The sequence below is a fragment of the Kitasatospora sp. NPDC058048 genome (assembly GCF_042885555.1).
Lineage (GTDB): Bacteria > Actinomycetota > Actinomycetes > Streptomycetales > Streptomycetaceae > Kitasatospora > Kitasatospora lactacystinica.
Map to the genome: position 1 here is coordinate 59116 of NZ_JBHVRT010000013.1, position 7465 is coordinate 66580.

The window sequence follows — 7465 nt, forward strand, 5'->3', positions numbered from 1 at the left end:
CGGGCCGGCGGGGCGTTCCGGGTCAGGTCACCAGACCGCGCCGGAACGCCTCGCCGACCGCGCCCGCCCGGTCGCGGACCCCGAGCTTGTCGTAGATCCGCAGCAGGTGCGTCTTGACACTGGCCTCGGTGATGAACAGCTTGCCGGCGACCTCCTTGTTGGAGGAGCCGTGGGCGACCAGCCGCATCACCTCCAGCTCACGGGCGCTCAGCACACCGAGGCTGGGCCGGCGCACCCGGTCCATCAGCCGTTTGGTGATGGCGGGGGAGAGCATCGCGTCGCCCCGGGCCGCGACCCGGGCCGCGCGCAGCAGCTCCTCGGTGGGCGCGTCCTTCAGCAGATAGCCGGTGGCGCCGGCCTCGATCGCGGGCAGCACGTCGTTGTCGGTGTCGAAGGTGGTCAGCACCAGCACCCGCACCCCGGGCGCGCTCTCGCCGAGCCGGTGGATCGCGGTGACACCGTCCATCACCGGCATGCGCAGGTCCATCAGCACCAGGTCGGGCTTCAGCTCGGCGACCCGGTCGAGCGCCTCGGCGCCGTTGCCGGCCTCGCCGACGACCTCGAACTCCGGGCTGTTGGCGAACGCGCCGCGCAGGCCGTCCCGGACGATCGGGTGGTCGTCGACGATCAGCAGCCGTACGGGGGCGGACTGTTCGCTCATGCGGTGCCGCCCCGGCGGATCGCCGGCACGCTCGCGTTCACCGCGGTGCCCGAGCCCGGAGCGCTCTCCACGGTCAGTGTCCCGAGCACCCGGTCGAGCCGTCGGCGCAGGCCGTCCAGCCCGTAACCGCTGTCGCCGTCGGCGGGCGGCGGCCCGTCGAGGTCGGTCACGGTGAAGCCGACCCCGTCGTCGTGAACGTCCAGCATGACCGTGTCCTCCAGGTAGGAAATGGTCAGTCTGACCTTACTGGCAGCGGCGTGCTTCGCGATGTTCGCCAGGGTCTCCTGGGCGGCACGGAACAGGGCGACCTCGATCTCCGTCAGCAGCGGGACCGGATCACCGGTGACCTCCACCGAGGCCGGCACGTCCGCACGCGCCGACCAGCGCTGGGCCAGCTCCCGGATCGCGTTCGGCAGGTGCGCCTCCTCCAGCTCCGCCGGCCGCAGCGCGGCCACCGAACGCCGGGCCGCCGTGAGGCTCTCCCGGGCCAGCCCCCGGGCCTGTTCGAGGTGCCACTCGCGCTGCTCGGACTGCGGCCGGGCCCGGTCGGCGGCCTGGAGCTGGGTGATGATGCCGGCCAGCCCCTGGGCGATGGTGTCGTGGATCTCCCGGGCCATCCGCTGGCGTTCGTCCTGGATGCCCGCCTCCCGGGCCTGGATCAGCAACTGGGCGTGCAGGCCGTTGTTCTCGCCGATCACCGTCTTCAACTCCGTGACCAGCCGGCAGCGTTCCTCGCTGCGCTCGTTGAAGCGGTGCGACAGGTTGCCGAACAGGCCGATCAGGCAGGTCTGGAGGCAGACCGAGGCGGCCGCGATGGCGATCCGCCGGGAGCTGTCCGGCACCCCGCCGGGGATCAGGTTGATGATCAGCGAGGTGGCGCCGACACTGACGAAGGCCCACTGCGGCGGGAGCAGGTCGTAGGCCTGGACGAACCCGACCACGGCGAAGACGAAGAAGATCGGGTGCTGGGTCATCAGCAGTGCGGCCAGCACCTGCTGGCCCGCCACGTAGGTCAGCATCGGGCCGGTGCGGCCCGTCCACTGCGGCGACCGCAGGGTGTACATCGCCAGCGTCCACGCGGCGGTCACCACGACCAGCGGGAAGACCGTGACCCGCGCGGTGGCCGCGCCCTCCTCCGGCTGCACCACGCACAGCACGGTGGCCACGCCCAGCAGCACGACGGGCAGCGGGGTGAGGAAGCGGCGCAGGTTGATCGGTTCGTCGCTCTTCATGGTGCTGCTCCTCGGCCCCCGCTGCTTCCCCGGCTCCCGCCCCGCCGCGACCGCCCGTGACCGCGGACCTCCAGCCTAGGCCTACTCCCGGCGCGATCCTCCGTCCCGGGCCTACTCCCAGCGGAAGAGCCGTGCGGCCGCGACACCGAAGACCACCGTGTAGCCGACGAGGACCAACAGCGCCGTGGCGCCCGGCAGGTGACCCTTGGCCACGTCGCCGAAGGCCTGGACGGAGGCGCCGAGCGGGGTGAAGTCACCGATCCGGTTGACCGCGGCGGGCATCTGGTCACGGGGCACGTACAGGCCCGCGAAGAACATCAGCGGGAAGAACAGCATGCTGCCCGCGCCGGTGGCGGCCTTGGTGGTCTTGAGCACCGAGGCGACGAACAGTCCGATGGACAGCACCGCGGTGGCCGAGAGCAGGAAGGTCAGCGCGAAGCCGAGCGGGTTGCTCGGCAGCTTGACGTCCCACAGCAGGCGCGCGGTCGCGAGCACCAGGAGGGTGGTGGCGATCGCCACGGTGATCTGGACCACCAACTGGGCGATCAGCACCCGGGCCGGGCCCACCGGCGTGGTCGACAGCCGGCGCAGGATGCCCTTCTCCCGGTAGCCCACCAGGTAGCCCGGGGTGATGAACAGGCCGGTCATCGCGAAGGCCAGCACCACGGTGACGGGCGTGTAGGAGTCGATGGCGCGCTGGCCGATCTCGGCCTTGAACTCGCGGGAGGACGGGATGCTGCCGATGATCACCACCAGGGCGACCGGGAAGAGCAGCGTCCAGAAGTACGCGGCCGGGTCTCGCAGGAAGAGCTTGAACTCCACGGCCGTGAGCCGGTTCATCGCCCGCACGGGGGTTCTCCTTCTAGGGGTCGGGGGTCGGCTACGGGCCGGGGATCAGTGGGAGGGGTGGTCGAACCGGCGGCCGGTCAGGGCGAGGAACGCGTCCTCCAGGCTGGCCAGTTCCGCGCGCAGGTCGGCCGCGACGATCTGGTTGCGGGCGAGCGCCGAGGTGACGGCGTACACCAGGTTTCCGGTGCCGGTGACCTCCACCTGGGAGCCGTGCCGCTGGACCGAGGTCACCTCGGGCAGCGAGGTCAGGATGTGGTCGTCGAGCGGGGAGGTCGGGCGGAAGCGCACCTTCTGCTCGGCGCCCACCCCGGCCACCAGGCCGGCGGGGGTGTCCAGCGCGACGATCCGGCCGCCGTCGATCAGGGCCAGCCGGTCGCAGAGCCGCTCGGCCTCCTCCATGAAGTGGGTGACCAGGACGACGGTGATGCCCCGGGCGCGGACCTGCTCGATCAGCTCCCAGGTGTCCCGCCGGGCCGCCGGGTCCAGACCGGTGGTCAGCTCGTCCAGCACGGCCACCTTCGGGTTGCCGACCAGTGCCAGCGCGATGGACAGCCGCTGCTTCTGGCCGCCGGACAGGCTGGCGAACGGGCTGTTCATCTTGTCCAGCAGGTTCAGCTCGGCGAGCAGCTCCCGCCAGTCGGCGTGGTCGTCGTAGAAGGAGGCGTACAGCTCCATCGCCTCGGCGACCCGCAGCTTGTCCGGCATCTCGCTCTTCTGCAACTGCATGCCCAGGATGCGGTGCAGCTTGGCGGCGTCGCGCTGGGGGTCCAGGCCGTGCACCGAGATGCTCCCGCCGCCGGGCTTGCGCAGCCCGGCGATGCACTCGACCGTCGTGGTCTTCCCGGCGCCGTTGGGGCCGAGGATGCCGAAGATCTCCCCCTCCTGCACCTCGAACGAGATGTCGTCGACGACGACCTTCTGGCCGTACTGCATCCGCAGGTTCGAAACGACGATCGCTGGCACGGTCTTGGTCTCCGATCTCCGAGGTCCCACCAGTGTCCGGCCGGCACCGCCGTGCCCGGATCGACCTGGTGATATCCATCCGGTGGAACTTCCCGCGATCGAACGGTTGACACCCGGATCCGCCCCGCGCGTCCCCGGACGTCGCGACCGGCTCCCGGGCCCGGCCCCTAATCACCTGCCCGGGCCCCGGATAGGGGTGTCGGCCCTGTTACGGCCGTGTCTACGCTCGGCCCCATTCGCGGAGGCTGAAGGGGCACGGGACGATGGAGTCGAGTGAGCGGCAACTCCGGGCGCAGATGCGCTTCTTCCACGACCTGGTGCGCAAGCTCGCCGCCCAGGGCGATCCCTACGCGAAGGTGCTGAGCGCGCCGGACAACCCCTACCCCGCGTACGAGGAGATCCGGGCGCGGGGCCGGGTCTACCGCAGCCCGCTGGGCACCTGGGTCACCACCGACCACGAACTCGCCAACCAGGTGCTGCGGGACAAGCGCTTCGGCGTGCGCAAGGCCGACGGCGAGAAGGTGCCGGAGTTCATGAACTTCGACAACTCCATGCTCGGCCTCGACCCGCCGGAGCACACCCGGCTGCGCCGGATGACCATGCCCACCCTCAACCCGCGCGTCGTCGAGCGCTGGCGCGGCCGGGCCGAGGAGATCTGCCACCGGCTGATCGACGACATCCTGGCCCAGGGCGACCGGTTCGACCTGATGACCGCCTTCGCCCACCACCTGCCGACCGCGGTGATCGGCGACCTGGTCGGCATCCCCGAGGAGGACCGGGAGCACTTCCACCACCTCAGCCGGGAGATCGTCCCGCTGCTGGACGGTGTGGTCACCTACGAGAAGGCGCGCAGCGTGGACGCCGCCATCGCCGGGATGACCGAGCTGTTCACCCGGATCGTCGAGCAGCGCCGGGTCGAGCCGCGCGAGGACATGATCAGCCGGATGCTGCCGCTGGTCGACGAGGGCAGCCTGAGCATGGACGAACTGCTGCCGCTGTGCATGTTCCTGCCGCTGGCCGGCACCGAGACCACCGTCAACCTGATCGGCAACGGCATCCTGGCGCTGCTGCGCCACCCCGAGCAGTGGCGGATGGTGGCCGAGGACCCGGAACTGGCCCAGAACGTGGTCAACGAGACGCTGCGCCACGATCCGCCGGTGCAGACCTACCGGCGGATCGCCCACGAGCCGGTCGAGCTGGGCGGCGTCGTGCTGCCCGTGGACAGCGAGCTGGCGATCGTGGCCGCCGGGGCCAACCGGGACCCGCAGGTCTTCCCCGACCCCGCCCGCTTCGACATCACCCGGGTCAGCCGCAACGACACCCTGGCGTTCTCGGCCGGCATCCACTACTGCCTGGGCGCGCCGCTGGCCAGGTTCGAGGCCGAGGTGGCCTACCGGACCCTCATCTCCCGGATGCCCGGGCTGCGGCAGGCCGGGCCGGTGCGCCGGCGGGGCTCCTTCATCATTCGCGGCCTGCGGGAGTTCCCGCTGTCGGCGAGCTGACCCGTCGTCGGCGCACGGCTCCCCGGCGCGGGTCGGCCGCGACCGCACCACGACCGCGTACGGCGCGACCCGCGCACACGGCACTTCCCAGTGGAGGGATCATGGCGGACCCGATCATCCTCGCCGAAGGACTGCACAAGCACTTCGGCGAGGTCCACGCCCTACGAGGGCTCGACCTCGCCGTCCCGGCCGGGACGGTCTGCGGGGTGCTCGGCCCCAACGGCGCCGGCAAGACCACCGCGGTGAACATCCTCGCGACCCTGATGGACCCGGACGCCGGGCACGCCCGGATCGCCGGGCTGGACGTGGTCCGCGAGGCCGACCGGGTGCGCTCGGTGATCGGCCTGGCCGGGCAGTTCGCCGCGGTGGACGAGAAGCTGACCGGCCGCGGCAACCTGCGGATGTTCGGCCGGCTCTACCACCTGCCCCGTCGGCAGGTGCACCAGCGGGCCGACGAACTCCTGGAGCGCTTCGGCCTGATGGAGGCGGCCGACCGGCAGGTGCGCGGCTACTCCGGCGGCATGCGCCGCCGGCTCGACCTCGTCGCCAGCCTGATCCTGCGCCCCCAGGTGCTCTTCCTGGACGAGCCGACCACCGGCCTCGACCCGCGCAGCCGCGGCGAGATCTGGGACTGCGTGCGGGAGCTCGTCGCCGAGGGCACCACCGTGCTGCTCACTACCCAGTACCTGGACGAGGCCGACCAACTGGCCGACGACATCGCGGTGGTGGACTACGGCCGGGTGATCGCCGACGGCACCCCCGACCAGCTCAAGTCGACGATCGGCAACCGCTTCGACGTGGTCGTCGAGGACCCGGCGCTGCTGCCGCAGGCCTCCGCCGTGCTGCACCGGCTGACCGGGGCCGAGCCGACCGGGACCGGCGAGAACAGCCTGAGCGTGCCGTCCGCGGACGGCACCGTGCGGGTCTCCGCACTCGTCCGGGAGCTGGACCGGGCGGGGATCGAGGTCGCCGACGTCAGCCTGCGCCGCCCCACCCTCGACGAGGTGTTCCTGCGCCTGACCGACCGCTCGGCCCCGGCCGACACCGACACCGAGACCGACGGCGACGCCCCGGCCGGCGCCCGAGCCGACGACAGAGTCAAGGACCACGCCTGATGACCGTCCAGAGCACCCCCGTTGCCCGCCGGACCCCGGTGACCCGCCTGCGCTGGGCGCTGTCGGACGGCTTCGTCCTCGTCGGGCGCGAGTTCAGCCGGCTGCGCCAGGAGCCCGGCTCACTGATCGCCGCCCTGATCTTCCCCGCCGTGATGGTGCTGCTGTTCGGCTACGTCTTCGGCAGCGCCATCCGGATTCCGGGCGGCGGTGACTACCGCGCCTACCTGATGCCCGGGCTGTTCGCCATGGTGACGGCCAGTTCGGTGGTGGCGGTGATCGAGCGGGTCGCCGCCGACGTCTCGCGCGGACTGATGAGCCGGTTCCGCTCGATGCCGATGTCGCGGGTCGCGGTCGCCTTCGGGCACACCGCCTCCGACATGGTCGGCGGCCTGCTCAGCGTGGCCATCATGGCGGTGGCCGGCCTGCTGGTCGGCTGGCGCGCGTCCGACGGGCTGCTGAACGCCCTGGCCGGCTTCGGGCTGCTGGTGCTGATGCGCTACGCGCTCAGCTGGGTCGGCTGCTTCTTCGGCCTGAAGGTCCCCAACGAGCAGATGGCGCAGCAGCTCACGCTGCTCGTGATGCCGGTGACCATGCTGTCGAACGCCTTCGTGCCGACCGACGGAATGCCCGCCTGGCTGCGGTTCATCGCCGAGTGGAACCCGCTCAGCGCCCTGACCGCCGGCTGCCGCGAGCTGTTCGGCAACCCGGGGACGGTGACCGGCTCGCACGCCTGGCCGGTGGACCACCCGGTGGCCGCGACGCTGCTGTGGTCGGTGGGCCTCCTGGTGGTCTTCGTGCCGCTGTCGGTGCGCTCGTTCCAGCGCAAGAACCGCTGACCCGGCGAACCCCGCACCGCCCGGTGGGAATCCCCGGGACCGGGGTCCCCGGCCGGAAGTCCCCGGACCGGCACCCCTAACTGTGGGGCCGGCACCGGGGGCCGGCATCCGCCCTGCTTAGGGGTTGGTGCCGGTCGGTTCGCTCCCTAAGCTCGCGGATGACGCGCCATCGGGTACGCCGGGGAATTCCACCCGGCGGACCGCGGTGGCCCTTGCGAAACGCCAATCCGCCCAGGTCGACGGGTGGGCAATTCCACCCGTGAATTCCGTTCGGCTATTTCCGGTGCATTACGTGTTGAGGTGTCCC

At 71.6% G+C, this 7465-nt stretch carries 7 protein-coding genes; 3 read left to right on the plus strand and 4 right to left on the minus strand.

What is annotated here, in order from left to right; translation table 11 throughout:
- Positions 1-22: 22 nt before the first annotated feature.
- The 4 genes from ACFVVA_RS16240 to ACFVVA_RS16255 all read right to left on the minus strand — a co-directional run bounded on the left by ACFVVA_RS16240 (position 23) and on the right by ACFVVA_RS16255 (position 3705).
- On the minus strand, positions 23-661 hold the full coding sequence (locus tag ACFVVA_RS16240) for a response regulator (RefSeq protein WP_387689960.1): 639 nt from the start codon (positions 659-661) through the stop codon (positions 23-25).
- Complete coding sequence (locus ACFVVA_RS16245; RefSeq protein WP_387689962.1) at positions 658-1893, minus strand: sensor histidine kinase; 1236 nt, start codon at positions 1891-1893, stop codon at positions 658-660. Before ACFVVA_RS16245 ends, ACFVVA_RS16240 begins: the two co-directional genes overlap by 4 nt.
- A 111-nt stretch (positions 1894-2004) precedes the next feature.
- On the minus strand, positions 2005-2733 hold the full coding sequence (locus tag ACFVVA_RS16250; protein ID WP_387690099.1) for an ABC transporter permease: 729 nt from the start codon (positions 2731-2733) through the stop codon (positions 2005-2007).
- 54 nt (positions 2734-2787) lie between these two features.
- Positions 2788-3705: an ABC transporter ATP-binding protein gene (locus ACFVVA_RS16255; protein WP_387689964.1), complete on the minus strand. Its 918-nt coding sequence runs from the start codon at positions 3703-3705 to the stop codon at positions 2788-2790.
- Positions 3706-3968: 263 nt separating this feature from the next.
- Between ACFVVA_RS16255 and ACFVVA_RS16260 the strand changes: the two genes are divergently transcribed.
- The 3 genes from ACFVVA_RS16260 to ACFVVA_RS16270 all read left to right on the plus strand — a co-directional run bounded on the left by ACFVVA_RS16260 (position 3969) and on the right by ACFVVA_RS16270 (position 7158).
- Positions 3969-5207: a cytochrome P450 gene (locus ACFVVA_RS16260; protein WP_387689965.1), complete on the plus strand. Its 1239-nt coding sequence runs from the start codon at positions 3969-3971 to the stop codon at positions 5205-5207.
- A gap of 101 nt (positions 5208-5308) precedes the next feature.
- Positions 5309-6322 (plus strand): ATP-binding cassette domain-containing protein, encoded by a 1014-nt coding sequence (locus ACFVVA_RS16265; protein WP_387689967.1) that lies wholly within the window; start codon positions 5309-5311, stop codon positions 6320-6322.
- Positions 6322-7158 carry an ABC transporter permease gene (locus ACFVVA_RS16270; RefSeq protein WP_380350910.1) on the plus strand — a complete coding sequence of 279 codons (837 nt, stop codon included), beginning with the start codon at positions 6322-6324 and terminating at the stop codon, positions 7156-7158. Before ACFVVA_RS16265 ends, ACFVVA_RS16270 begins: the two co-directional genes overlap by 1 nt.
- Positions 7159-7465: the final 307 nt, after the last annotated feature.